This is a genomic window from Actinomadura citrea (assembly GCF_013409045.1).
Classification (GTDB): Bacteria; Actinomycetota; Actinomycetes; order Streptosporangiales; family Streptosporangiaceae; genus Spirillospora; species Spirillospora citrea.
Genome location: NZ_JACCBT010000001.1, coordinates 6,721,389 through 6,745,442 on the forward strand (window position 1 = coordinate 6,721,389; position 24,054 = coordinate 6,745,442).

A 24,054-nucleotide genomic window follows, 5' to 3' on the forward strand; every position below is an offset into this window, starting at 1 on the left:
CGCGATCATTCGGACACCGCGATGTAGTGCCAGTCGCCGTCCGGCTTCTCCTGCTCGTCCAGGTCGACCTCGACGCCGGGCAGCGCGGCCCGCACCCGCTCGATCATCGTGTCGGACAGGAAGTGGTGGTGCAGGTCCAGCTTGCGCAGATGGGTGAGCGGCTGGCCGGCCAGCAGCGCCTCGGCGCCCTGGTCGGTCAGGATGCCCATCGCCAGGCTCAGCGACTCCAGCCGGGCGACGACCGGCGCGCCGGCGACCGCCGCCGCGATCTCGTCCTGGATCTCGCTGTCCTCCAGGCCGAGGTGGCGCAGCGCCGGCAGCCGCTCGCCGGACAGGAACGGCGCGAGGTCGGCGACGGTGGTGTCGCCGCCGTAGTTCGCCTCGCCGAGCCACAGGTCGAGGTGCCTCAGGTTCGGCAGGTCGCTCGCCCCGACGGCGCGGACGATCCGCGCCGGCAGCCCGCCCGACTCGAACCGCAGCACCTTCAGCGCCTCGCTCTTGATCGGGTCGAGGGAGAGCTCCTGCGCACCGCGCACCTCCAACCGCTCCAGGTCGGGGAACGCGGCGAAAAGGGGCGAGATGTCGGCGTGCTCGATCCAGGAGATCTCCGCCTCCTCGCCGGTGATGTCCCCGAGGAACAGCGACCGCAGCTTCGGGAACGACGCGGCCGCCCCGGTCAGCAGCGCCACCGGGTCGGGGACCTTCTCGAGCTCGTAGGACGCGCCCCAGTAGCCGATGATGAGCGCCGTCACCTCGGTGGTGTCGATCGTCTCCAGGAACCGCGCGAAGACCTCGCCGAACGGCTCCTCGTCGAAGGAGGTCCCGACGAACCAGGCGGCCTCGCCCGCGGGCGGGAAGTCCTCTCCGCTGACGGGATCGGAGCCCGCGCCGCGGCCGTCGTCCTCCTCCTCGGTGCCGGTGTCCTCGTTGAACGTGGCCACCGGCAGGCCGACATATTCCTCAAGGTGCTGATAGATGCCCATGGGTCCCCTTCGCCTGATCGTCGGCACATGTCCTATCAGGACCGGCGGACAAACCGCGCCGGTTTCCGCGGTTCGGGGAACGGTCCGGGTCAGGAGGCGATCAGCACCGACCCCTTGTACTTGTCCTCGACGAACTTCTTCACCTCGGGGCCCTGCAGCAGCTGGACGAGCTTCTTCACGCGCGGGTCGTCCTTGTCCTCCGGCAGCGTGACGATGCCGTTGGCGTAGGGGTTGCCCTCGGCCTTCTCGGCGGCGAGCGCGTCCCTGTTCGGGGCGAGCCCGGCCTCGATGGCGTAGTTGCCGTTGATCACCGACAGGTCGACGTCCTCCAGCGAGCGGGGCAGCTGCGCGGCCTTGAGCGGCTTGAACTTCAGGCCCTTGGGATTGCTCGCGACGTCCCGCTCGGTCGCGCTGGTCGGCGCGTCCGGCTTGAGGGTGATCAGGCCGTTGTCGGCGAGCAGCTTCAGCGAGCGCCCCTCGTTGGCCGGGTCGTTCGGCACGGCGACGGTCGCGCCCTGCGGGACGGCCTGCAGGCTCTTCACCTTCTTCGAGTACACGCCGAGGGGCTCCAGGTGCACGGGCGCGACGAACGCCAGCTTCGTCCCGGACTTCTTCTCGAACTCCTCCATGAACGGCACATGCTGGAAGTAGTTGGCGGTGACCTGCTTCTCCTTCAGCGCGGTGTTCGGCTGCTGGTAGTCGCTGAAGGTGACGATCTCCAGCTTGAGGCCGGCCTTGCCCGCCAGGTCGTCCTTGACGTACTTGAGGATGTCGCCGTGCGGGACGGGGTTGACCGCGACCTTGAGCGGGGCGTCCGGATCGTCGGACGCCGAGGAGGAGCCGCAGGCGGTGAGGCCCGTGAGGAGGGCGACGGAGGCCAGCGCGGCGGTGAGCTTGCGAAGCACGAGGAGTGCCTTTCTCTGTGGTTCCAGGGGATCGGTGCTATTTGTGGGTCAGCCGGCGGGCGACGAGGTCTCCCGCGGCCTGGATGATCAGGACGATGACGACCAGCAGCGCCACGGTGGAGACCATGACCTTGGTCTCGAAGCGCTCGTAGCCGTAGACGACGGCGAGGTTGCCGAGCCCGCCGCCGCCGACCGTCCCGGCCATGGCCGTGTAGCCGATGAGCGCGATGACGGTGACGGTCAGCCCGGACACCAGGCCCGGCCGCGCCTCGCGCAGCAGGACCTTGCCGACGATCTCGCGGCGGGTGGCGCCCATCGCGTCCGCCGCGGCGACGACGCCCGGGTCGACCTCGCGCAGCGCGATCTCGACGAGCCGCGCGTAGAACGGAATGGCGCCCACGGTCAGCGGGACGATCGCGGCGGCGTTGCCGATGCTGGTGCCGACGACCGCCCGGGTGAACGGGATGATCGCCACCATCAGGATCAGGAACGGCAGCGACCGGCCGATGTTGACCACGACGCCGAGCACGCCGTTGACCGGCGGCGCTGGCAGCAGCCCGCCCCGCTCGGTGATCACCAGCAGCACCCCGGCCAGGAGCCCGAGGACGGCGGTGAACAGCGTCGCGACGCCGGTCATGTAGAGGGTCTCGCGGGTGGCGGGCCACAGCAGCGGCATGACCTCGTCCCAGCTCATCGGGGGTCCTCCTGTACGGGGTTTCCGACCTGCACGGGGTTTCCGACCACGGGGTTTCCGACCTGCACGGCCAGGCCGGACTCGCGCAGGAACGCCAGCTGCGCGGCGTTGTCCGCCGGGTCGCCGGGCAGTTCGAGCTGGAGCCGGCCGACGCGCTCGCCGCCGACCGTCTCCACGGCGCCGCCGAGGATGTTGACGTCCAGCGCGTACTTGCGGGCCAGGGCCGACACGAACGGCTCGTCGGTCGCGCCGCCGGTGAAGGTGACCTCGACCAGCGTCGTGCCGTCGCGGGGCTCGGCGGGCGGCAGCGGGAACAGGCCGCGCGCCAGCTCCGAGCCCGGGCGGGCGAGCAGCGCGGGCACCGGCCCCGACTCGGTGAACCGGCCCTCCCGCATGACCGCGGCCGAGTCGCAGATGCGCTTCACCACGTCCATCTCGTGGGTGATGAGCAGGATCGTGAGGCCGAGCCGGCGGTTGAGGTCGCGCAGCAGCTCCAGGATCGAGGCGGTCGTCTCGGGGTCGAGCGCCGACGTCGCCTCGTCCGACAGCAGCACCTTCGGCCGTCCCGCGAGCGCCCGGGCGATGCCGACGCGCTGCTTCTGGCCGCCGGAGATCTTCGCCGGGTGGGCCTTCGCGTGCTCGGTGAGCCCGACGAGGTCCAGCAGCTCGGCGACGCGCCCGGCCCGCTCGGCGCGCGGGACGCCCATGACCTCCAGCGGGAACGCGACGTTCCCGGCGACGGTCCTGCTGCCGAGCAGGCCGAAATGCTGGTGGATCATGCCGATGCCCTGGCGCGCCCGGCGCAGCTCCCCGCCGCGCAGCGCGAGCAGGTCCCGGCCGCCGACCACGACGCGGCCCTCGTCCGGGCGCTCCAGCAGGTTGACGCAGCGCAGCAGGGTGCTCTTGCCGGCGCCGCTGCGGCCTAGCACGCCGAAGACCTCGCCCTCGGCGACGGTCAGGTCGACGCCGTCGACGGCGGTCACCTCGCGGCCGCGGCCGCGGTAGACCTTACGAAGTTTTTCGATCTGAATCACAGGGAATCACCCATGCGGACGGGGGCCGCCGGAGCGCGGCGGCGTTCAGGACGGGTCGGCGATCAGGATCTGCCGGGTGTCGGAGGATGCGCCGAGGCGGCGCCCCGCGCTCAGGAAAGACCGGGCGGGTACGGTGCGTGGCTCAGCAGGTGGCGTTCGAAACACATGCGCGACTCAGGGGGTCGGAGTTCGCTCGCTTCGGGGCGCGAGTCTCAGGCGGGGGCCCTCAGTGGTCACACATTCGCCGGCAACACGTACGCCGCATGGCCCGCCGCATCGGCGGGCGGTGCTCATGGCACGGGCGTACGGAAGGCATATCAGCAGTTAACCGGCCACACACCGATGACGCAAATCCACCCGGTGTGATGCTCATCGCTCCGGATCGCGGCGTTCGCCCTAGCCGTCGCGGTAGTCGATGTAGGTCCCGCCCGAGCCGCTGCGGACGGAGATCCGGCGAGGCGAGCGGTCGTCGTAGACGGCCGGGTTGAGGTGGGCGTTGCCCGCGCCGGTCCACCCGGCGACCCGGTAACGCGAGCCCGGCGGGACGATGATCTTCACGGTGCCGGACCCCGCGGAGGCGTCCACCGCGCCCGGGGGCTCGGCGTAGCGGAGGTCGAGGGTGCCCGACGACACGTCCGCCTGCGTCTTCGGCGCGGCGAGGGCGCGGCCGGTGATCGTGCCGGACCTCGCCAGCAGCCGCAGCCGACCGCGCGCGCCGGTGACGTCGATCTCCCCGGACCCGGTCCGCAGGTCGAGGTCGCCGGTCACCCCGCGCACGTCGATCCGCCCGGAGCCGGAGACCGCCGACACGCGCGCCCCGGCCGGGACCTGGACGTCGATGTCCGCCCCGCATTCGGCGCCCGGCCAGTCCGGCCCCGAGCAGCGGAAGGTGACGAACAGGACGTCGTCCACCAGCGACTCGGTGAACTCGGGCCTGTTCGGCCCCCAGCGGAGATCCTTGTAGACGCGCGCCTCGCCGTCCGATCCCGGCCCGATCGAGACCTCGGCGCCGCTCACGTCCAGCCGCACCTCCCGGATCGTGTGCCGGTAGGGGGTCATGGACGTCGAGGTCCGCTGGACGACCCGGCCGAACGCCAGCAGGCCGGCGGGCGCGACCACGGCCAGCGCGGTCGCGAGCGCCAGCACGATCCAGACGGCGCGGCGCCTCGGCCGGTCCGGTGCGGCCGGGGCCGTCACCCCTCGCCGCCCAGGAAGCGCAGCACGGCGAGGACGCGGCGGTGGTCGCCCTCGGCGTGCGGGAGGTCGAGCTTGGCGAAGATGCCGTTGATGTGCTTGGCGACCGCGCTCTCGCTCACCACCAGCGCCGCGGCGATGCCCGCGTTGGAGCGCCCCTCGGCCATGAGGGCGAGCACCTCCCTCTCGCGCGGGGTGAGCCGGTCGAGCGGGTCGCGGTGCCGGCGCAGCAGCAGCTGCGAGACGACCTCGGGGTCCAGCGCGGTGCCGCCGGAGGCGACCCGGCGCAGCGCGTCCAGGAACACCGACACGTCCGCGACGCGGTCCTTGAGCAGGTAGCCGACCCCGCTGGTGCTGGTCGACAGCAGGTCGGCCGCGTACCGCTCCTCGACGTACTGCGACAGCAGCAGCACGGCGGTCTCGGGCGTCTCGCGCCGCATCACCAGAGCCGCGCGCACGCCCTCGTCGGTGAAACCGGGCGGCATCCGGACGTCCACGATCGCCGCGTCGGGCCGGTGCTCGCGCACGGCGGCGAGCAGTCCCTCGGCCTCGCCGACGGCCGCGGCGACCTCGAACCCGGAAGTCTCCAGGAGCTTGATCAGCCCGGCCCGCAGCAGGACCGAGTCCTCGGCGATCACAATGCGCACGGCAACTCCACGGTGACGGTCGTCGGGCCCCCCGCGGGGCTGGTGATCCGGAAGGTGCCGTCCACGGACCGGACGCGGCGGGCGAGCCCGGTCAGGCCGGTCCCGGCGGCCGGGTCGGCGCCGCCCGCGCCGTCGTCGCGGACGGTCACCAGCAGCGCGTCGCCGCGGCGGGCCACGCGGACGTCCACCTCGTTCGCTCGCGCGTGCTTGACGACGTTGGTGAGGGCCTCGGAGACGACGAAGTAGGCGACCGCCTCGACGGTGGAGGAGGCGCGCGGCTCGATGTCGACGCGGAGCCGGACGGGCAGCGGCACCCGCGCGGCGACGCCGGACAGGGCGGCGTCCAGGCCGCGGTCCTCCAGCACGGCCGGGTGCAGGCCGCGGATCAGGCCGCGCAGCTCGGTCAGCGCCGCCTTCGCCTCCTCGTGCGCCTCCACGATCACGCGCATGGCCTCGTCCGGGACGCCGGTGAGCGTCTCGCGCGCCAGGCCGAGGTTGAGCGCGAGGGAGACGAGCCGCTGCTGGGCGCCGTCGTGCAGGTCCCGTTCGATGCGGCGGCGCTCGATGTCGGCGGCGTCCACCACGCTGGCGCGCTTCTCTGCCAGGTCCTCGACGCGCCGCTGCAGTTCCTTCGCGCGGTCGGGGCCGAGCAGCGCGGCGGCGGCGCGGGCGTCCAGGAGCCGGACGCCCGCCGCCGCCCACGGCGCCGCCGCCAGGAGCAGCACCCCGACCGCGGTGAGGACGGCGAACCGCTGCGGATGGTCGACCAACCGGTCGGTGGAGTGCACCGCCCACGCGTAGGTCGCGGACGTGGCGAGGGCGAGCCCGGCCGCCCACGCCGCGATCACGACCAGCCCGCCGAGGGCGAGGAACGGCCCGGCCAGCAGGTGGTACTGGACCACCCGCCACAGCTCGGGCGAGCGCAGGTCGCGCAGCGCGTCCCAGGCGCGCCCGTCGTCGAAGCCGGGCATCCGCGGGATGTCGAGACCGAGCATCGCCCAGCACCGCTCCCGCTGCCATGACGTCAGCGGGCGCAGCGCGAGCAGCAGCAGAAGCACCGACGCGCCGGTGAGCAGGAGGATCGGCGTCACCCGCATCGGCGTCCAGACCGTCCAGAGGGAGCCGAGGATCAGCCACCCGGCGAGCTGCAGCGGCACCCCGGAGGCGACGAACACCGTGTCGCGCCATGCCGCGGCCGACCACGGAGCGTGCACGCGGACGCGCCGGGCCGCGGAGAGGGATGCCATGGGGAAACCGTATTGCCCCAGTTCGGGTGCCGCCATGAACCAGGGTGCAGGGCCGGGGGTGAACCCAGTGCCACCCCGGATCGGAAGGGTGCGCTACTGATCGCGCGGCGGTTCCCGGCGAGGCTTTGATCAGGCATCCGGGCAGCGGATGCGCACCGATCACCGTCCGCAGGAGTTCCCATGGTCGCCGTCGTCGCCCGCCCCCGTCCCCCCTCCCCCCGTCCCGCGGTCGCCGTCCGGCGCCGGCCGCGCTCCGCGCCCGGCCCCGTCGCGCGACGGACGGCGGGAGGCCGGCGGCTCGGCTGGGCGTTCATCGGAGGCGCCGCGGCGCTGGTGCCCTGGATGTGGATGCTCGCCGCCACCATGCCGCCCACCACCACGGTGTCGAACTGGTCCACCGCCTGGTTGGGGCTGGACGCGATGGAGGCCGCCGCGCTGCTCGGCACCGGCGTGCTGCTCCTGCGACGCGATCCGCGCCACGGCCTGGGCGCCGCCGCGGCCGGGACGCTGCTGGCCGTCGACGCCTGGTTCGACGTGATGACCGCCCCGCCCGGCGGGGAGCGGGCGATGGCGATCGCCCTGGCCGCGGGGGTGGAACTGCCGCTGGCCGCACTGTGCGCCACCCTCGCCGCGCGGGCGTTCCGGCCCCGCGGGCCGGTGGTCGACCATGAGATGAAGGACAGATGGCAAAGGCTTGTCGGGAGTACGCCAGACGGGTGAAACCAGACGAGCCGGACGTCTAGAGTGAGTGCCACGTGGGGCCCTCTCGCGGGAGGGCCCTTTGCCCTGCCTGCACGATCAGAGGTCCCCCATCATGAACGACCACGAGGTGCACGAGGAGTGCCTGCGGCTCCTCCGGGACGGCCTTCCCGTCCCCGCTCCCGCCGCCTTCGCCGAAGGCCGGGACTACCTTCCGCTCGGGCTCGACAAGGACGGCGACGTCGCCGTTGTCACGTTCCTTTACCAGTGGGGGGACTCCGCGCCCTCGTTCATCGAGGGCTGGACGTTCCACCGCCGCGACGGCGAGTGGATGGAGCTGGGCGGCGCAGGCGGGTCGGCCCCCGACGAGCCGCTGGCGCGCCGCTCGTCCGGCGAGATGGGGCGGCATCTGCTCAAGTACGGGTCGGCCCGGACGGTGCGCAACGCCAACCGGCTGCTGCCATGGGGCGCCAAGTGGGTGAACGAGGCGCGGCTGCGGGCCTCGGCCGAGGTCGCGCGGGTGCGGGTCGGCAAGCGGATCCTGGACGTCCCCGAGCACGGGCACGTCGTCGTGGTCTGGGGCGCCCGCCGGGGCCCGGTCATCGAGGCGCTCGCCTCCGACGGCGCGGTGCTGGACGTCATGGACCTGGACCGCCCGTCCGTCCCGGTGGCGTCCCAGGGCTGATATTTGACCGTTCGTTCTCGAACGGCCTATCGTCGTCGGCATGGCACGGACGAAAGAGTTCGATCCGGACGCCGCGCTGCTGCGCGCGCTGGAGCTGTTCTGGGAGCGCGGCTACGAGGCGACCTCCATGGCCGATCTCGTGGCGCACCTCGGCATCGCCCGGGCCAGCGTCTACGCCACGTTCGGCGGCAAGCGCGAGCTGTACCTGAAGGCCCTCGAACGCTACCTCCGCGACACCGACCCGAAGATCGCCGAGGCGCTGTCGCAGCCCGGGCCCGTGCTGCCGGCGGTCCTCGCGCTGATCGAGGGCTACGCCGAGGAGTCGGCGCACGGCCGGCCCCGCCTCGGCTGCCTCGTGGTGAACACCGCGGTCGAACTGGCCGCGCGCGACGCCGAGGCCGCGCGCCTGGTCGAGGCGAGCTGGAACTTCCTGGAGGCCTCGCTCACCACGGCGCTGACCCGGGCCCGGGCCCAAGGCGAACTGTCCCCGGACAAGGACCCCCGCGCGCTGGCCCGTCTCCTGCTCGTCCTCTTCCAGGGCATGCGCGTCCTCGGCCGCGCCCCCGCCGACGACCACCGCCTCCGCGACGCGACCCGCCAGGCCGCCGCCCTCTTCACCTGACCGGACCCGCCCCGCCGCCCGGCGGGGCTTCTTTCGCCCCCTATTCAAGACCGATCGATCTAATATTTTGGGAGACACGCCATGCCCTTCGACGGCAAGATCGTCCTCATCACCGGCGGCGCGGGCGGCATCGGCCGCGCCACCGCGCACGCCTTCGCCCGCGAGGGCGCGACCGTCGTCCTGGCCGGACGCGACGCGGCGGCGCTGGCCGAGGCGGTGAAGGAGATCGGCCCCGGCCGGGCCGACCATGTCGTCGCGGACGTGGCCGACCCCGCGTCGGCCGCCGGGATGGTCGAGGCGGTCGCGGGCCGCCACGGCGGCCTCCACGTCGCCGTCAACAACGCCGGGATCTTCGGCGCCACCGGACCCGTCGCCGACGTCGACGCCACCGCCTGGAACGACGTCCTGGCGGTGAACCTGACCGGCGTTTTCCTGTCGATGAAGCACGAGATCGCCCACATGCGCGCCCACGGCGGCGGCGCGATCGTCAACGTCGCGTCCAACATCGGCGCGCACGGGCGCCACCCCGGCCTCGCGGCGTACGCGGCGTCCAAGGCGGCGGTCAGCGTCCTCACCCGCACCGCCGCCCTCGACCACGTCGCCGACGGCGTCCGCGTCAACGCCGTCAGCCCGGGCGCCACCGACACGCCGATGTCGCTGCGCCCCGGCGAGACGCCCGCCGAGCGCGCCGAGCGGATGCGCGCCGCCGCGCCGTCGGGCCGTGTGGCCGACACCGCCGAGGTGGCCGAGACCATCCTGTGGCTGGCCTCGGACGCGTCGTCCCATGTTGTCGGCCACGACCTGGTCGTCGACGGAGGCGTCACCGCCTGACGACGCTTTCCGGGCGGTACACCGGGCAGACTCCCTGCATGGCCATCACACCCGATCACGACTCCGGCCCGGAACGCTTCCGCCTCGCCGCCAGGGTCACCAGGAAGTACCTGATCGGGGCTCGGAGCCTGCACGACCACATCGCCTTCAAGCTGCTGGGCTCGGGCGCGTCGCGCGTCCTGGACATCGGCTGCGGGGAGGGCGCCCTCAGCGACGCCCTCCCCCACCCGCCGCCGTTCCGGCTCGTGGGGCTGGACGTCTCCGCCGACCTGGTGTCCGCCCACCCGGCGCCGCGCCTGCGGGCCGACGCGCTGCGCCTGCCGTTCCGGGACGGGACCTTCGACGCCGCCGTGGGCCTGAACCTGCTCCCCCAGTTGGACGACCCCGGACGGGCGCTGCGCGAGGCCCGGCGCATCCTCGCCCCGGGCGGCCTCCTCCTGGTCAGCGCGATCTGCCGGACCGACAGCCCCGAACTGTCGCCGGTGTGGCGCCCCGAGCCGACCACGTTCGACGCCGAGGAGGCCCCGGCCCGCGTCGGCGAGGTCTTCGGCGAGGTCGAGGTGGAGCGCTGGGACGCCCCCCTGATCACCCTCCCCGACCAGGCCGCCGTCCGCGACTACCTGATCGCCCGGCGGGTCCCCCGTCCCCAGGCCACCGAGGCCGCCACCCGCCTCCGCACACCCCTCCCGGTGACGAAACGAGGCTCCCTGGTCCTAGCCCGCCGGTGAGGGGTCGGCGGCCCGCCCGCCACGGGCACTACAGCCATCCACGTTCCTTCGCGGTGCGGGCGGCGGTGTGGCGGTTGTCGGCGCCCAGTTTGGTGACGGCGGCGGAGAGGTAGTTGCGGACGGTGCCCTCGGAGAGGCCCAGCGTGCGCGCGATGCGGGAGACGGGGGCGCCGTCGGCGGCGGCGCGCAGGGTGTCGAGCTCGCGCGGGGTGAGGGGGCACTCCTCGGCGGCGAGCGCGTCGGCGGCGAGCTGGGGGTCGATGTAGCGGGCGCCCCCGGCGACCTGCCGGATGACCTCGGCGAGCCGGCGGCCGGGGGCGTCCTTGCCGAGGAAGCCGCGGACGCCGGCGGCCATGGCGCGCCGCAGGTTGCCGGGGCGGCCGTGCGCGGTCACGATCACCAGGCGGCAGGCGGGCAGCTCGCGGGACAGCCGCTCGGCCGCGGCGAGACCGTCCAGTCCGGGCATGTCGATGTCGAGGACGGCGACGTCGGGCCTGAGGGCGAGGGCGCGCTCGACGGCCTCGTCGCCGCGCCCGACGTCGGCGGCGACCTCGATGCCGTCCTCGGCCTCCAGCAGCAGGACGAGCGCCTCCCTGATCAGGAGGTGGTCGTCGGCGAGCAGCACGCGGATCATGCGTCTCCCTTCGCGGGGACCGAGGCCGTCACCCGGAACGTCCCGTCGCCCGCGGGGCCCGCCCGGAAGCGGCCGCCGGCGGCCGTGATCCGTTCGGCGAGCCCGGCCAGGCCGCTGCCGGCGTCCCCGGCGCCGCGGCGCGCGGCGCCGTCGTTGACGACCTCCAGCTGGACGCGGTCGCGGCCGGCCCGGAGGGTGATCTCGCACCAGCTGGCGCTGGAGTGCCGCAGCACGTTGGTGGCGGCCTCGCGGGCGACCCAGCCGAGCGGCTCGTGAACGTGGGCGGGCAGCTCCGGCGACACCTCGGGGCGCTCGCAGCGGATCCCGGCGGCGCGCAGGACGGCGGACATGCCGTCCAGCTCGGTGCGCAGGGACGTGGCGCGATAGCCGCGGACGACCTCGCGCACGTCCCGCACCGCGTCCCGCGCCATCGTCTGGATCTCGGTCAGCTCCTTGCGGACGCGGCCGTCGTCGCGTTCGACGAACCGTTCGGCCACCTCGGCGCGCAGCGCGACGGCCTGGAGGCTGTGGCCGAGCACGTCGTGCAGGTCGCGGGCGAACCGGAGGCGCTCCTCCCCCACCGCGGACCGGGCCAGCTCCGCGCGCGCCTCCCGGAGCTCCTGGACGACGTGGAACAGCCAGACCGTGACGTATCCGGAGAAGGCGCCGAGCGGCACGCCCGTCACCTCGTACAGGACGGTCAGCGCGGGGAGCCCGAGGAGCACGCCGTAGACGGGGGTCAGGACGGTCGCCGCCGCGGTCACGGCGATCGCCTCGCGCACCGGGAGCACGACGGCGATCAGCCCGGCGGGGACCAGGAGTGCGTTGCCCCAGCCCTGACCGGTGTCGAGCAGCGGCGGCAGCGCCCAGCAGATCGCCGCGATCGCGGCGAGCCCGAGCCTGTGCGCGGGGGCGGTGCGGCGCATCAGGTTCTGCCAGAGGAGGCGGGCGTAGAGGGCGAAGGCGGCGCCGGCCCCGAGGAGGGCCAGGATCAGGCGGCCGGCGTCCCGCCGGTCGACGATCTCGTACCAGAGCGCCGGCAGCAGGAACCCGGCCAGCGTCAGCGCCGTCATCCCCACGATGATCGCGGCGATGACGGTGGGCCGGGGGATCCTGGGCTGCACGCGCCCAGCGTATGCGGCCGTCAAGGGGGGCGCGGGGGCTCAGGCGGCGCGGAGGCGGGCGGCGTCCCGTCCGGTGACCAGGCGGCCCTCGTCCAGGATCCCGACCCGGTCGGCGCGGCACGCCTCGTCCGGGTCGCGGGTCGTGACCACCACGGCGACCCCGTCCGCGGCCAGTCTCGCCAGGACCGACCACACCTCGCGCGCGGCGGCGCCGCCGAGCCCGGCGGTGGGCTCGTCGAGGACGAGCACGTCCGACCGTCCGACCAGGGCCAGCGCCAGGTCGAGCAGGCGCCGCCGCCCCGCGGTCAGCCGCTCGAACGGCACGTCGGCGAGCCGGGCGAGGCCGACCAGGCGCAGCGCCTCGTCGCGGGTGAGCGGGTCGAGGGTCCAGCGCCGCCAGGTGTCGACCACCTCGGCGACGGTCAGTCCCGGGAACAGGCCGCCGTCGCGCCAGACGGCGCCGGCGCGCGCGGCGTCCCGGTCGGTGTAGGGGTCGGCGCCGCGAAGCCGGACGGTTCCGCCGGTGGGCCGCCGCAGTCCCGCGAGGATCTCCAGGAGGGCCGTCTTGCCGGAGCCGTAGCGGCCCAGCAGCGCGTACACCTCGCCCTGCGCCACGGTGAACGAGACGGTGCGCACGGCCTCGTTCAGGTCCAGGTCGCGTACCTCGATCACAGGTGCCTTCATGGCCTCCATGCTGTCCGGCGGGCGCGCGGGCGTGCAGTCACGGACGTCAGGAAACGATCATGAAGTTCTCAGGGGTGGCCCATGACGAATGTCATGGTTCGGCGATCGCCCATCCGGAGGGCGGGACGACGGCGCCGTCCCTGGAGAAGGCCGCGTCCCCCGCCACGCACGTCCAGCCGGCGTCGGGCAGGCTCACCTTCGCGGGCTCCTCGCCCGCGTTCAGGACGACTCCCAGCCGCTCGGGACCGCTCTCCACGGTGTAGGAGAAGGCCGTGTTGGTCAAGGTGGCAGCCGTGGACCGGGCCCGGACCAGCCACGGATGGCGCCGTCTCACTCCGATCAGGTCCTGGTGAAGGCGGTGGTGGACGCCGCCGTGACCGGGGACCTCGCCGGGGCGGGCGGGGAACGGCGGCCGTATGGCGTCGTCTCCGCCTTCGCGGTCCTCCTTGACGCCCTCGAAGGCGAACTCGTCCCCCGCGTAGATCGACGGGACGCCGCCGACGGTCATCAGGATCACGAGTGCGTGGGCCAGATCGCGCCGTTCGGTCAGCCGGGTGGCGATGCGGGTCACGTCGTGATTGCCGATGAAGGTCTGCGGGGCGAACGTGGCCAGCATCCCGTTGTGGCGGTCCAGTGCGTGGGCGAGTTCGAAGAAGTTCCGGTCGTTCAGCGAGCTCCAGATGGCCTTCCACAGCTCGTACTGGGTGACGGAGTCGAATCCCGCCTGCTTCACAACGCCCGCGTAGTCGCCATGGATGACCTCGCCGACGAGCCAGGCATCGGGAAAGCGCGCGCGGACGCGGTCGGTGACCGTCCGCCAGAAGTCCGGTGGGACGGCGTAGGCGGCGTCGAGGCGCCATCCGTCTATGCCGCGCTCCAGCCAGTGGGTCATGACGTCGGTGACGTAGTCGGCGACCTCGGGTTCGGCGTGGTTCAGGGTGACGAGCCTGTCGTGGCCCTCGAACGTGCGCAGGTCGGCATGGAACCACTTGCGGTACGCGGAGGCGTCGCCCTTGGCGGCGACATCGGCGAACGGGACGAACCCGCGCCCGACGTGGTTGAAGACGCCGTCGAGCAGCACGCGGACACCCCTGCCGGACGCCTCGTCGATCAGCCGCCGCAGGTCGTCCTCTCCGCCGAGCCGGGGATCGACCCGGTAGTGGTCGACGGTGTCGTAGCCATGTGTCTCGGACGCGAACACCGGGCCGAGCGCGAGTCCGTTGCAGCCGAGGCCGACGAGATGGTCGAGCCAGCCGGTGATCCGGCCGAGCCGCGGTTCAGGGGCGGCGGCGGCCTCACGTTCGGCACCGACGAAGCCGAGGGGATAGACATGCCACCAGATGGCGTGATCGGGCCAGCGCATGCGCCCCTCCCTACCCGGAAAATCATTACGTAACCGCGAACTATTCGGCCAGGCGTTCCATGAGCCGGGCGGCCACCCGCAGGAGGTCGAGTTCAGCCTCCGACAGCCCGGCGAGGGCTCCCGCCAGCCAGGCTTCGCGCTCGGCGACGTCGCGCCGCAGCGCCTCGGCACCCCGCTCGGTGAGGGCCAGCACGACCTGGCGCCTGTCCCGGTCGGCGCGGGCCCGGGAGATCAGCCCCTCGGCCTCCAGTTCGGCGAAGACACGCGTCAGGGACTGCGGGCGCTGCCCTTCCGCCCCGGCGACCTCGCCCGCCGTGCCGGGACCGTTCCGGTACAGGTGGCCGAGCACGGTGAGCTTGTTCAAGCTCAGCGCCTCGGGCGACCTGGCCGTGCGCATCCGGCGCGACATGCGCATGACCCCGTGCCGGATCTCCGTCACGGCCTCCGTTGACACTCGCTCCATAATGCTACGCTATCACTTACTAATTAGGAGGCGGTCATGGCTCTCGACAGAGCGCGGGTCCGTTCGGCGCCGCCGGCCGCCGTCACCATGGCGGCCGTCCTCGCCGCCTTCGGTTCGGCGCTTGTGCTGGAACAACTCGCCCACCCGGGCGTCGACGCCGTCGTGCAGGCGGTCGTCCTGACCGTCACGCTCGCCGGAGCCCAGCGGGGCATACCGCCGGCCGACCGGCTCGCCGCCTGCGTCGTCATGCCCCTCGTCGCCCTTGCCATGGCCGCGCTGGGGGCGCTCATGTCCGACCACCGCGTGGCGGGCGACGCCGCTTTCATGCTCCTCGTCACGTCCGCCATCTGGATCCGCAGGTTCGGGCGCCGTTTCGCGCGCGTGGGCACGCTCATGACGCTTCCGGCGGTGGCCCTTCTCGTCGTCCCGCACGCGCATGCACCGGGACACCTCGTGTGGGCACCGGTCATGGCACTGATCGCGTGGTTCTGGGTCACGGCGTTCCAGTTGCTCGCCGACCACGTGACCGCGACCGGCCCTGCCGGCACGGAGGGACCGGAAAGACGGAGCCCGGTCAGTGGGCGGATGGCCGCCCAGATGGCGGTCGCCCTGGCCGCCGCGTTCACCGCAGGCCATCTGCTCTTCCCCGGCCACTGGTCCTGGGTCGTCCTCACCGCGTTCATCGTGTGCAACGGCGCCCTTGGGCAAGGAGACGCGTTGCACAAGGGCTTCCTGCGCACGCTCGGCGCGGCCGGTGGCACCCTTCTGGCCACCCTCTTGGCGGGGATGTCCGGTCCGGGGAACCGGTGGTCCGTCGCGCTCGTCTTCGTCGTGCTGGGTGTCGCCGTCTGGCTGCGTCCCAAGAGCTACGCGTACTGGGCTGGTGGGATCACGGCGGCCCTGGCCCTGCTGTACGGATATCTCGGGCAGTCCGCGATGCCCCTGCTCTGGACGCGGATGGAGGCCATCCTCGCCGGAGCGGTCATCGGCGTCGCGTCCGCCTGGTTCGTGCTGCCGTTCCGGACCGGGGACGTCCTGCGGCGCCGCTCGGCCGCGGCGCTCGCCGTCCTTCCCCGGGCCCTCCAAGGCGAGCCCGGGGCGATGGCCGGGTTCGAGCGTTCCGTCGCGGACCTGGACAAGCTCTACCCCCCGCTGAGGACGCACCGGGCCATCACCCGGCAGCGCCCGCACCATGCCGACGTGGTCGACCACCTGCGCGACATCCTCGGCCACCTCCGCGCCCCGCCCGCCGACGGCACCGCCCAAGAGAAGATCGACACAGCGGTGGCCGGTATCCGCGAGCTCTACGCGCCGGCTACGCGCGTACCAGGATCTCCGGGGTCAGCTCGTCCGGACGCTTGGAGCCGGAAAGCGCCAGGGTGAGCTCCAGCTCGGCCTGAAGGCAGCGCAGGACGTGCTGGACGCCGGCCTGGCCGCCCAGTGCCAGCCCGTACGCGTACGGGCGCGCGACCAGGACCGCCTTGGCGCCGAGGGCGAGCGCCTTGACGATGTCCGCCCCGGTCCGGATCCCGCTGTCGAAGAGGACCGTCGCCTGGTCGCGGACGGCCTCGACCACCCCGGGGAGCGCGTCCAGCGAGGCGACCGCGCCGTCCACCTGGCGACCGCCGTGGTTGGAGACGATGACGGCGTCCATCCCGGCGTCCACGGCCTGGCGGGCGTCGTCGGGGTGCTGGATGCCCTTGAGCGCGATGGGCCCGTCCCAGTGCTCGCGCAGGAAGATCAGGTCGTCCCAGGTCAGGCTCGGGTTGCCGAAGTTGGCGACCCAGTGCAGCAGCGCCACGTCGCGGTTGGCCTCCGTCACGGGCCCGCCGACGGCCCTCTGGAACACCGGGTCGCTGAAGTAGTTCGCGACCCCGATCCCGCGCAGGAACGGCAGGTAGGCCTGGTCCAGGTCGCGCGGACGCCACGCCAGCGTGAACGTGTCGAGGGTGACGACGAGGGCGGTGTACCCGGCCGACTTCGCCCGCTCCAGGAAGCTGACGGCCAGCTCCCGGTCCTTCGGCCAGTACAGCTGGTACCAGCGCGGCCCGTCCCCGTTCGCCTCCGCGACCTCCTCGATGGCGAACGAGGACGCGGTGCTCAGCACCATCGCCAGCCCCTCCGCCGCGGCCGCCCGCGCGACGGCCAGCTCGCCGTCCGGATGGAAGATGGACTGCACGCCGATGGGGCCGAGCAGGACCGGCGAGGGCATCGGGGTGCCCAGCACGGTCACCGCCAGGTCGCGCTCGGCGACGTCCCGCAGCATGCGCGGGACGATCCGCCACCGGTCGAACGCGGCACGGTTGGCCCGCGCGGTCGCCTCGCTGCCCGCCGACCCGGCCACGTAGCCGAACGCCTGTGCCGACAGCGACCGCTCGGCGAGGCCCTCCAGCCTCGTCAGGTCCGTCGGCAGCGCCGGCAGGACGTCCCCGAGCCCCTGCAGATAGATCGAGTTCTGGAAGTCGGCCAGCCCGCTCAACGAAACCTCCACCTGCTCGACGAACTTCCACCCGGGGAAACCGAAACGGTCCCCGCCCAATCTGCCAGGTCCGCGGAGGTGACGAAACGGAATCGATCCGCCGACTCGGCCGGATCACCCGGTGGGGCGGGCGAAAGATGTCCCCGGGACCGGCCACAATGTGGGGCATGGCACGACGCGGATCCCAAGCCCCTCCACCTCCGCCGGACTTCGAGGAGAACATCGTCGATGTCGACGTCTCCGACGAGATGCGCGGCAGCTTCCTCGAATACGCCTACTCGGTCATCTACCAGCGGGCGCTCCCCGACGCGCGCGACGGCATGAAGCCCGTCCAGCGCCGGATCCTGTACTCGATGAACGAGATGGGGCTGCGCCCCGACCGCGGGCACGTCAAGTGCGCCCGCGTGGTCGGCGAGGTCATGGGCAAGCTGCACCCGCACGGTGACAGCGCCATCTACGACGCGATGGTGCGGATGGCCCAGCCCTGGGCGATGCGGATGCCGCTCGTGGACGGGCACGGCAACTTCGGGTCGCTCGGCGGCGACGACATGCCCGCCGCCATGCGGTACACCGAGGCGCGGTTGTCCCGCGAGGCGATGCTGATGGTCACCTCCATCGACGAGGACACCGTCGACTTCCGGCCCAACTACGACGGGCAGGAGCACGAGCCGGAGGTGCTGCCCGCCGCGTTCCCGAACCTGCTGGTCAACGGCGCGTCCGGTATCGCGGTCGGGATGGCCACGAACATGGCGCCGCACAACCTCGGCGAGGTCGTCGCCGCGGCCCGGCACCTGATCGACCACCCGGACGCCACGCTCGAGGAGCTGATGCGCTTCGTGCCCGGCCCCGACCTGCCCACCGGCGGAAAGATCGTGGGGCTGGACGGCATCCGCGACGCCTACGAGCGCGGCCGGGGGACGTTCCGCACCCGCGCCACGGTCTCCGTCGAGAACGTCACGCCCCGCCGCAAGGGCATCATCGTCAGCGAGCTGCCCTACGCCGTCGGCCCCGAGCGCGTGAAGGCCAAGATCAAGGAACTGGTCAACGCCAAGAAGATCCAGGGCATCGCCGACCTGAAGGACCTCACCGACCGCACCGTCGGCCTCCGCCTGGTCATCGAGATCAAGAACGGCTTCAACCCCGAGGCCGTCCTCGCCGACCTCTACCGGCTGACGCCGATGGAGGAGACGTTCGGCATCAACAACGTCGCCCTGGTCGACGGCCAGCCCCGCACCCTCGGCCTGCGCGACCTGCTCCAGGTCTACATCGACCACCGCATCGACGTCGTCCGCCGGCGCTCCCTCTTCCGGCGCCGCAAGCGCGAGGACCGCCTCCACCTGGTGGAGGGCCTGCTCGTCGCCCTGCTGAACATCGACGAGGTCATCCAGGTCATCCGGCAGAGCGACGACGCCGCCCAGGCCAAGCAGCGCCTCATGCAGATCTTCGAGCTGTCGGAGATCCAGGCGCAGTACATCCTCGACACCCCGCTGCGCCGTCTCACCCGCTTCGACCGCCTGGAGCTGGAGAAGGAGAAGGAGCAGCTCGCCAAGGAGATCGCCAAGCTGACCGCGATCCTCGACTCGGAGAGGAAGCTGCGCGGCGTCGTCTCCCGGGAGATGGGCGAGGTCGTCAAGGAGTTCGCCACCCCGCGCCGCACCATCCTGCTGGAGTCCTCGGGCCACACCGCGGCGGAGGCCGTGCCGCTGGAGGTGGCCGACGACCCGTGCACGGTGCTGCTGTCCACCACCGGCCTCATGGCCCGCACGCACGACGCCTCGCCCCTGCCCGACAGCGGCCCCCGCGCCGCGCACGACGTGCTGACCTCGGTCGTGCCCGCCACGGCCCGCGGCCAGGTCGGCGCGGTGACGTCCCTGGGCCGGATGATCCGCATCGACGTCCTGGACCTGCCGACGCTGCCGCCGTCCGCGACGCCCCCGTCCCTGGCGGGCGGTGCGCCGGTCACCGAGTACGTCGACCTGGAGCCGGACGAGACGGTCGTGGGCATCGCCGCCGTCGGCGAGGAGGGCGGCGGCCTGGCGCTGGGCACCGCCCAGGGCGTGGTCAAACGGGTGGTCCCCGACTTCCCCGCCAACCGCGACGAGTTCGAGGTCATCGGCCTCAAGGACGGCGACCGCGTGGTCGGCGCCGTCCATCTCATGTCCGAAGAGCAGCACCTCGTCTTCATCAGCACCGACGCCCAGCTGCTGCACTTCCCCGCGTCCCTCGTCCGTCCCCAGGGCCGGGCCGCCGGAGGCATGGCGGGAATCAAGCTCGGCTCCGGCGCGAGCGTCCTGTGGTTCGGCGCCCTGGACCCGTCCCGCGAGGCCCGCGTCATCACGGTCTCCGGCTCGTCCTCGGCGCTGCCCGGCACCCAGACCGGCGCGATCAAACTCGCCGACTTCGCCGACTTCCCGCCCAAGGGCCGCGCCACCGGCGGCGTCCGCGCCCACCGCTTCCTCAAGGGCGAGGACGTGCTGCTCCAGGCATGGGCGGCCCTGACGCCCCTGCGGGCGGCGGGCGCCAACGGCAAACCGGCGACGCTCAACGTCACCATGGGCCGCCGGGACGGCTCCGGCGAGGGGCTGGACACGCCCCTGACCGCCATCAGCGGCCCCATCGGCCCGGCCCCCGAAGAAGGCCCGTCCGAAGAGGAATGACGCGAGAGGCCCCGGGCGAATGCCCGGGGCCTCGGCCTTTCACCGCCCGGCGCCGCGGAGGCCACCGGGATCGGGGAAGGGGGCCTGCGTCAGTCGGCGCAGATCGCGTAGACGCTGATGCCGACGTCGTTGTAGCCGATCTGGCGGCCGAGCGCGATCCATCCGCGCCCGTCGTCGGTGGGGAAGGAGCCCACCAGGATGGCGCCGTTGCCCCGCGCCTCCCCGCCGCCGCCGAGCACGTGCTTGGTGCCGGGGCAGACGACGACCCGCCGCTGGAAGTTGGGGACGTTGGCGTTCGGCAGGGCGACGATCTGATAGCCCGGCGGAAGGGCGGCGGCCCGAGGCGCGGCCGGCTTGGAGGGGGCCTGTGCGCTGGCGACTCCGACGGTGGCCAGGCCGGTCACCATGGCGGTCGCGGCCAGGGCCAGGGCGGTGGTCTTGATCGACGGCATGTGCTCTCCTTCGACGATGGCTCCCCACCGCCGGAGCCCGCGCACGCCCCGTGAGACGCAGGAGGTGCCGGAGTCGCGAGTGACGGCGGGTAAGCCGGTGAGGTCCGAACACAAGGAGTGTTCACTACGTCACGCTTGGCTGCCAGATGCCCGAACGACTCACTTGATTACGGAGTGTGCACATACCGCGTCGGACAGAGGGTCCGCCCTCTTCCCAGTGCTCTCACCTGCGGTAGTTGATTAGTTACAGAAAGTGCGCGTCCGGATCCGGCCACTCAAACCCCCGCTCCGAAGGCCGTCGATTCTCGGGGTCACGGCAACGGACGGCGCGACCCTGGGCCTTCGGGATCGGCGGACGGCGCCGGCGACGGTGGACGCGCCGCGTCGGCGGTGCCATGGGCGACGAGGTCGCCCCTCACCGGCGAGGCACGGGGAGGCCGTTCCGGATCTCAGGTCTCGACGTCGTCCGGGCCCCAGTGCGCCTCCATGCGGACGATCTTGCCTTCCGCGTTGAAGGTCATGACGTCGATGGCGTGGACGCGCAGGCCGGGGACGTCGACGGTGAAGGCCATGGCGGCGCGGTCGCCGTGGGATCCGCGGATGGGCGCGTCGAGGGTGAGCTTGGCGCCGCCGGCGATGGCGTTGGCGTAGAACTCCTCGATGGCGGCGCGGCCGCTGATCGGAGGGTGGCCGACCGGGTCCTCGATGACGGCGTCGTCGGCGTAGAGGCCGGTCACGGTCACCGCGTCGGCGGCATTGAGGGCGTCGACGTAGGTCTGGAGCGCCTGCTTCATGTGGTCCTGGGAGGGCATGCCCGAAGCCTAGCAAGCGATCGCTTGGTTACTAATGGGTCATGATGGGGGCATGGCTATCGCATCGTTCATGGTTCCGCTCGGCTCCCCCGTTCCCGCGTTCCGGCTGCCCGCCGTCGGAGGCGGGTCCGTATCGGACGGCGACTTCCCGGACGCGGCGGCCCTCCTGGTGGTGTTCCTGTCCAACCACTGCCCCTACGTGCGGCGAATCGAGGACGGGATAGGCGCTCTCACCACCGAGTACGCGGGCAAGGGGCTGGCCACCGTCGCCGTGTGCAGCAACGACGTCTCGAACTATCCCGACGACGGCGCCGAGCACCTCCGGGAGCAGGCGGAGAGGGCGGGGTTCGCCTTCCCCTACCTGGTGGACGAGTCACAGGAGACGGCCAAGGCGTTCAAGGCCGCCTGCACGCCCGACTTCTTCGTCTACGGCCGGGAGCGCACGCTCGCCTACCGGGGCGAGTTCGACGGGGCCAGGCCGAGCAACGACGTCAAGGCGGACGGAGCCGCCCTACGGGCCGCGCTGGACCTGGTCCTGGCCGGCAAGGACGTCCCCGAGCCGCACGCGCCGAGCCTCGGCTGCGGCATCAAGTGGAAGCCCGGCAACGAGCCCGGGTGATCACGCCGCCGGAATCGGCGGAGGCGGGTCACGCCATGGTGGTCTGGCCTTCGCGGGGACGGGGCACCGTGGTCCGCAGGCCGCGTTCGGCGCAGTCCGCGAGGGTCTCCAGGAGGTCGGCCGGGCCGCCGGAGGCGTCGTCGTAGTGCCAGAACCGGATGACCTTCTCCCCCTCCGCGCCCGGGTTGAAGCGGCCCAGGGTGAAACAGCCGGCGATGGCCATGCGCACGATGACGCGCTCGCTGTCGTCCAGCTCGTTCACGTAGGCGGCCGCGTCGATGAGGCCGATCGCGGCACGGGCGTTGCGGCCGTCGTCGCAGGGGTCGGGGCGGTTGATCCGCCACTGCGCGTAGGGGCGCAGGTAGTCCGCGATCATGCAGGTTCTGAGCACGGTCCCATGCTCAGGCCGCGCGGGCGCGCGCGAGGAGGCTTTGACCGTGTCCTTGCCGGACCCTGACCGAAGATCATCCGCCGAGGCTGTGCCTGAAGGCGTAGGTGACGGCCTGGGCCCGGTCGCGGAGGTTCGCCTTGGCGAACAGGTTGTTGATGTGCGTCTTGACCGTCGCCTCGGAGATGAACAGGTCGCCCGCGATCTCGGTGTTGGAGCGCCCCCGGGCGATGAGGGCGAGCACCTCCGCCTCGCGCCGGGTCAGGCCGTCCGGCAGCCCGCCGGCGGCCCGGCGGGGGGCCTCGCCGGCCGCCACGGCCTCGATCAGGCGGCGCTGGACGGCCGGGTCGAGCTGCGACGCTCCCCCGCGGACGGCGGTGACGGCGCGGGCGATCTCGTCGGCGTCGGCGTCCTTGGTGAGGTAGCCGCGGGCTCCGGCGCGCAGCGCGGCGAAGATCGACTCGTCGTCGGCGTAGGTGGTCAGGACGACGATCCCGACGTCCGGGTGCGCCTCCCTGATGCGGCGGGTCGCCTCCACCCCGTCCATCCGCGGCATGCGCAGGTCCATCAGGACGACGTCGGGACGCAGCTCGGCGACCATCGCCACGGCCTGCTCGCCGTCACCGCACGCGCCCGCGACCTCGATGCCGGGCAGCAGTTCCAGCAGGAGGACCAGGCCCTCCCGCACCACGGTCTGGTCGTCGACGACCAGGATCCTCGCCGTGTCGCTCACCGCTCGCCCCTCCCTCAGGCCGGCACGCTGAGGGACACGCGGAACCCCTCGCCGACCGGTCCGGTGACCAGCGTGCCATCGATCAACTCCGCACGCTCCCGCATCCCCACGAGGCCGTACCCGCCGCCGCCCAGCTCCGCGCCGAGCTCGGTGCCGCCCGTATCGGTCACTTCGAGCTCCACCTTGCCGATGAGGTACCGCAGGGCGACACGGGCGCGCGCGCCGGGGGCGTGCTTGCGAACGTTGGTGAGCGCCTCCTGCGCGGTCCGGACGACCGCGAGCCCGGCCTGCGGCGGCAGTTCGCGCGGCTCGCCGGTCACGAGCACGTCGCAGGGACGTCCGGTGCTGGCGTAGAACTCCTCGGCGAGCTCCTGGATGACCTCTTTGGGCTGCGGTATCTCCCCGCGCAGCGTGGCCAGGGCCCGCCTGGTCTCCTCCAGGCCGGAGCGGGCGAGGTTCCGCGCGCGCTCCACCCGGTCCAGGGCCTGGACGCGGTCGCCGTCCCGCGCCAGCAGCAGCCGCGCCCCCTCGAGATGGACGACCTGCGCCGACAGCGAATGGGCCAGGATGTCGTGGATCTCCCGCGCGATGTGCGACCGCTCCGCCAGGACCGCGTTGGCCGCCTCCGCGCGGCGGGTCGCCTCCTGCGCCGCCTTGCCCTGGCGGCTCGCGAGAGCGCCGAGGGTGATGCCCGCGACCGCCGCCATCTGACCGAGGTCGGCGCCGTCGGAGCCGAACGCCTCCCCCAGCCCGCCGATCGCGGCGATCGTCAGCGCGCTCACCGTGATGCCCCCCGGTACCGGCAGCCACATCAGCAGCATCCAGAGCCCGGCCATGGAGAAGAAGAACCCGTTGCCGGAGCCGGGGGCGAGCGCGTACAGCGCCATCGCCGAACCGATGGCCCCCAGCAGGAGGACGACGCCCAGGCGCCGGCGACGCGCCTCGCTCTCCCGTCCGAGCCAGATGCCGCTCCCCAGGGACGCGAACATGACCACGTTGAGCACGACGAGGGCCAGGCCGACGCCGTGCAGCGCGGGAGCGGGATCGGTTCTGAGCGTCCCCCGGACGTAGGCGACGAGGCCCCAGGTCAGCGGGACGCCGACGACCGCGACACGGATGGTCCGCTCCCGGGTGAGCCTCACGGTACGCCCCTGACCGGCACGGCGTTGACCGGTACGACGCCGACCGGGCTCTTCGCTCGCGGCCCGGCGGCGGGGGCCCGGACGATCGCCACCGCGGGGAGCGGCGGGACGGCGTACGCCCTGCGCGCGTCGGCGGGGCTCGCCCGCAACCGCCGGTCCGGGACCGGGGCGATGACGGCGGCGGCCGGGAGGACGTCGTCCAGCGTGTTCATGGCTCGAGAGTAGGCAGCGGAGG

At 72.9% G+C, this 24,054-nt stretch carries 27 protein-coding genes; 8 read left to right on the forward strand and 19 right to left on the reverse strand.

Features of this window, described 5'->3' with window-relative positions; genetic code table 11:
• Window positions 1–5: 5 nt before the first annotated feature.
• The 7 genes from BJ999_RS30890 to BJ999_RS30920 form a co-directional block, all read right to left on the reverse strand.
• On the reverse strand, window positions 6–983 hold the full coding sequence (locus tag BJ999_RS30890; protein WP_179836524.1) for an STM4015 family protein: 978 nt from the start codon (window positions 981–983) through the stop codon (window positions 6–8).
• An 89-nt stretch (window positions 984–1,072) separates the two neighbouring features.
• Entirely contained in the window at window positions 1,073–1,888 is an 816-nt protein-coding gene (locus BJ999_RS30895) for a MetQ/NlpA family ABC transporter substrate-binding protein (RefSeq protein ID WP_179836525.1), read from the reverse strand.
• 37 nt (window positions 1,889–1,925) lie between these two features.
• Window positions 1,926–2,582 (reverse strand): methionine ABC transporter permease, encoded by a 657-nt coding sequence (locus BJ999_RS30900; RefSeq protein ID WP_179836526.1) that lies wholly within the window; start codon window positions 2,580–2,582, stop codon window positions 1,926–1,928.
• Window positions 2,579–3,616: a methionine ABC transporter ATP-binding protein gene (locus tag BJ999_RS30905; protein WP_179836527.1), complete on the reverse strand. Its 1,038-nt coding sequence runs from the start codon at window positions 3,614–3,616 to the stop codon at window positions 2,579–2,581. Before BJ999_RS30905 ends, BJ999_RS30900 begins: the two co-directional genes overlap by 4 nt.
• A 396-nt stretch (window positions 3,617–4,012) precedes the next feature.
• Complete coding sequence (locus BJ999_RS30910) at window positions 4,013–4,813, reverse strand: DUF4097 family beta strand repeat-containing protein (protein ID WP_179836528.1); 801 nt, start codon at window positions 4,811–4,813, stop codon at window positions 4,013–4,015.
• Entirely contained in the window at window positions 4,810–5,457 is a 648-nt protein-coding gene (locus tag BJ999_RS30915) for a response regulator (protein ID WP_179836529.1), read from the reverse strand. Before BJ999_RS30915 ends, BJ999_RS30910 begins: the two co-directional genes overlap by 4 nt.
• Window positions 5,445–6,704, reverse strand: a complete 1,260-nt coding sequence (locus tag BJ999_RS30920) for a sensor histidine kinase (RefSeq protein ID WP_179836530.1) — start codon at window positions 6,702–6,704, stop codon at window positions 5,445–5,447. The genes BJ999_RS30915 and BJ999_RS30920 overlap by 13 nt, the downstream gene beginning before the upstream one ends.
• A gap of 180 nt (window positions 6,705–6,884) precedes the next feature.
• On the opposite strand from BJ999_RS30920, the gene BJ999_RS30925 reads away from it, so the two are divergent.
• The 5 genes from BJ999_RS30925 (at window position 6,885) to BJ999_RS30945 (ending at window position 10,269) form a co-directional block, all read left to right on the forward strand.
• Window positions 6,885–7,424: a hypothetical protein gene (locus BJ999_RS30925; RefSeq protein WP_179836531.1), complete on the forward strand. Its 540-nt coding sequence runs from the start codon at window positions 6,885–6,887 to the stop codon at window positions 7,422–7,424.
• A gap of 94 nt (window positions 7,425–7,518) precedes the next feature.
• On the forward strand, window positions 7,519–8,088 hold the full coding sequence (locus BJ999_RS30930) for a hypothetical protein (protein ID WP_179836532.1): 570 nt from the start codon (window positions 7,519–7,521) through the stop codon (window positions 8,086–8,088).
• A 40-nt stretch (window positions 8,089–8,128) separates the two neighbouring features.
• Window positions 8,129–8,710, forward strand: a complete 582-nt coding sequence (locus tag BJ999_RS30935) for a TetR/AcrR family transcriptional regulator (protein ID WP_179836533.1) — start codon at window positions 8,129–8,131, stop codon at window positions 8,708–8,710.
• Window positions 8,711–8,791: 81 nt separating this feature from the next.
• The gene (locus BJ999_RS30940; protein WP_179836534.1) at window positions 8,792–9,541 is read left to right on the forward strand and encodes an SDR family NAD(P)-dependent oxidoreductase; all 750 of its coding nucleotides are present in this window, start codon (window positions 8,792–8,794) and stop codon (window positions 9,539–9,541) included.
• 38 nt (window positions 9,542–9,579) lie between these two features.
• The gene (locus tag BJ999_RS30945; RefSeq protein ID WP_179836535.1) at window positions 9,580–10,269 is read left to right on the forward strand and encodes a class I SAM-dependent methyltransferase; all 690 of its coding nucleotides are present in this window, start codon (window positions 9,580–9,582) and stop codon (window positions 10,267–10,269) included.
• 28 nt (window positions 10,270–10,297) lie between these two features.
• Here the strand turns inward: BJ999_RS30945 and BJ999_RS30950 are convergent, their stop codons facing one another.
• From BJ999_RS30950 to BJ999_RS30970, 5 genes are all read right to left on the reverse strand, one after another.
• On the reverse strand, window positions 10,298–10,903 hold the full coding sequence (locus tag BJ999_RS30950; protein ID WP_179836536.1) for a response regulator transcription factor: 606 nt from the start codon (window positions 10,901–10,903) through the stop codon (window positions 10,298–10,300).
• On the reverse strand, window positions 10,900–12,027 hold the full coding sequence (locus BJ999_RS30955; protein ID WP_179836537.1) for a sensor histidine kinase: 1,128 nt from the start codon (window positions 12,025–12,027) through the stop codon (window positions 10,900–10,902). Before BJ999_RS30955 ends, BJ999_RS30950 begins: the two co-directional genes overlap by 4 nt.
• A gap of 39 nt (window positions 12,028–12,066) precedes the next feature.
• The gene (locus BJ999_RS30960) at window positions 12,067–12,711 is read right to left on the reverse strand and encodes an ATP-binding cassette domain-containing protein (RefSeq protein WP_179836538.1); all 645 of its coding nucleotides are present in this window, start codon (window positions 12,709–12,711) and stop codon (window positions 12,067–12,069) included.
• A gap of 91 nt (window positions 12,712–12,802) precedes the next feature.
• Complete coding sequence (locus BJ999_RS30965) at window positions 12,803–14,074, reverse strand: alpha-amylase family protein (protein WP_179836539.1); 1,272 nt, start codon at window positions 14,072–14,074, stop codon at window positions 12,803–12,805.
• A 40-nt stretch (window positions 14,075–14,114) separates the two neighbouring features.
• On the reverse strand, window positions 14,115–14,537 hold the full coding sequence (locus tag BJ999_RS30970; protein ID WP_179836540.1) for a MarR family winged helix-turn-helix transcriptional regulator: 423 nt from the start codon (window positions 14,535–14,537) through the stop codon (window positions 14,115–14,117).
• Between the two features lie 36 nt (window positions 14,538–14,573).
• Between BJ999_RS30970 and BJ999_RS30975 the strand changes: the two genes are divergently transcribed.
• Window positions 14,574–15,920, forward strand: coding sequence for an FUSC family protein (locus BJ999_RS30975; RefSeq protein ID WP_179836541.1), 1,347 nt, complete (start codon window positions 14,574–14,576; stop codon window positions 15,918–15,920).
• Here BJ999_RS30975 and BJ999_RS30980 read toward each other — a convergent pair.
• Window positions 15,853–17,016 (reverse strand): lactate 2-monooxygenase, encoded by a 1,164-nt coding sequence (locus BJ999_RS30980; protein WP_179836542.1) that lies wholly within the window; start codon window positions 17,014–17,016, stop codon window positions 15,853–15,855. The genes BJ999_RS30975 and BJ999_RS30980 overlap by 68 nt on opposite strands.
• A gap of 167 nt (window positions 17,017–17,183) precedes the next feature.
• Between BJ999_RS30980 and BJ999_RS30985 the strand changes: the two genes are divergently transcribed.
• A complete protein-coding gene (locus tag BJ999_RS30985; RefSeq protein ID WP_179836543.1) occupies window positions 17,184–19,673 on the forward strand; it encodes a DNA gyrase/topoisomerase IV subunit A in 2,490 nt (829 codons plus the stop codon).
• A gap of 89 nt (window positions 19,674–19,762) precedes the next feature.
• Here BJ999_RS30985 and BJ999_RS30990 read toward each other — a convergent pair whose 3' ends face one another.
• Window positions 19,763–20,125 (reverse strand): hypothetical protein, encoded by a 363-nt coding sequence (locus tag BJ999_RS30990; protein ID WP_179836544.1) that lies wholly within the window; start codon window positions 20,123–20,125, stop codon window positions 19,763–19,765.
• 449 nt (window positions 20,126–20,574) lie between these two features.
• On the reverse strand, window positions 20,575–20,937 hold the full coding sequence (locus BJ999_RS30995) for a nuclear transport factor 2 family protein (protein WP_179836545.1): 363 nt from the start codon (window positions 20,935–20,937) through the stop codon (window positions 20,575–20,577).
• 52 nt (window positions 20,938–20,989) lie between these two features.
• Here BJ999_RS30995 and BJ999_RS31000 point away from each other — a divergent pair, with 52 nt between their 5' ends.
• The gene (locus BJ999_RS31000; protein WP_179836546.1) at window positions 20,990–21,556 is read left to right on the forward strand and encodes a thioredoxin family protein; all 567 of its coding nucleotides are present in this window, start codon (window positions 20,990–20,992) and stop codon (window positions 21,554–21,556) included.
• 28 nt (window positions 21,557–21,584) lie between these two features.
• Here BJ999_RS31000 and BJ999_RS31005 read toward each other — a convergent pair whose 3' ends face one another.
• From BJ999_RS31005 to BJ999_RS31020, 4 genes are all read right to left on the reverse strand, one after another.
• Window positions 21,585–21,947 carry a hypothetical protein gene (locus BJ999_RS31005; RefSeq protein WP_179836547.1) on the reverse strand — a complete coding sequence of 121 codons (363 nt, stop codon included), beginning with the start codon at window positions 21,945–21,947 and terminating at the stop codon, window positions 21,585–21,587.
• A gap of 73 nt (window positions 21,948–22,020) precedes the next feature.
• Window positions 22,021–22,677 (reverse strand): response regulator, encoded by a 657-nt coding sequence (locus tag BJ999_RS31010; RefSeq protein ID WP_229810150.1) that lies wholly within the window; start codon window positions 22,675–22,677, stop codon window positions 22,021–22,023.
• Between the two features lie 14 nt (window positions 22,678–22,691).
• Entirely contained in the window at window positions 22,692–23,819 is a 1,128-nt protein-coding gene (locus BJ999_RS43785; protein WP_218935305.1) for a sensor histidine kinase, read from the reverse strand.
• Entirely contained in the window at window positions 23,816–24,031 is a 216-nt protein-coding gene (locus tag BJ999_RS31020) for a hypothetical protein (RefSeq protein ID WP_179836548.1), read from the reverse strand. The genes BJ999_RS43785 and BJ999_RS31020 overlap by 4 nt, the downstream gene beginning before the upstream one ends.
• Window positions 24,032–24,054 lie beyond the last annotated feature (23 nt).